2 protein-coding genes are annotated in these 908 nt (G+C 73.9%); both read left to right on the top strand.

Features of this window, described 5'->3' with window-relative positions; genetic code table 11:
• Positions 1 to 543: PEP-utilizing enzyme (locus PKE99_RS37865; protein ID WP_271215073.1), on the top strand; the 543-nt coding region annotated here is incomplete at its 5' end.
• A partial coding sequence (locus tag PKE99_RS37870) for a PEP/pyruvate-binding domain-containing protein (protein WP_271215074.1) occupies positions 540 to 908 on the top strand: 369 nt, incomplete at its 3' end. The genes PKE99_RS37865 and PKE99_RS37870, both read left to right, overlap by 4 nt.

Consider the following 908-nt stretch of genomic DNA (forward strand, 5'->3'; position numbering starts at 1 on the left):
TGGGCGACCGGGACGGAGGCCCGCGGCGTCACCTACTGGCGCCCGGAGGTGGAGCGCCGGCGCCGCATCCGCGAGGTGCTGAAGGCGAACCCGCCGCAGCCGGCGCTCGGCGTGCCGCCGGAGTACATCACCGAGCCCCTGACGGTGATGCTGTGGGGCATCAACCAGGAGTCGGTGCAGGAGTGGCTCGGCTCGGAGGGCCAGGACCCGAACCAGCTCAACGGCGTGGCCGCCTCCGCGGGCAAGGTGACCGGCAGGGCCCGGGTGATCCTCGACCCGGAGCAGCTCCACGAGGTCGAGGACGGGGACATCCTGGTCTGCCGGATCACCGCGCCGAGCTGGGCACCGGTCTTCTCCCGGCTCTCGGCCGCCGTGTCCGACGTCGGCGGCATCATGGCGCACACCGCGATCGTGTGCCGCGAGTACGGCCTCCCGGCCGTCGTCGGCACCGGCTTCGCGACGACCACCATCAAAACCGGACAGCTCATCGAGGTCGACGGCGGCAACGGCGTCGTCCGCGTGCTCGAGGACGTGAACGCATGACCACGACGGAGACCCCCTTCGTCCTCCGGATCGACGACCCCGCGGCCGTCGCCAGCCCGCTGCTCGGCGGGAAGTTCGGCAGCCTGGCCGAGATGATCGCGGCCGGGTTCGCGGTGCCGCCCGGCTTCGGCATCACCACCTCCGCCTACCGCTACTTCCTGGCGGAGTCCGGGCTGGCGGACGCGGCCCGGACGGTGCGGGCCGAGGCGCGCGGCGCGGACCTCGCCCGCGTCCAGGAGCTGAGCGCGGAGTTCTCCGCGCGGATCGAGGGCGCGACCGTGCCGGCGGCCCTCGAGGACGCGATCCGCACCTCCTACGCCCGGCTCGAGGAGGAGGCCGGGAGCGCCGGACTGCCCGTCGCCGTC

The organism is Pseudonocardia halophobica (genome assembly GCF_027922425.1).
In the GTDB taxonomy this organism is placed as follows: Bacteria; Actinomycetota; Actinomycetes; order Mycobacteriales; family Pseudonocardiaceae; genus Pseudonocardia; species Pseudonocardia halophobica.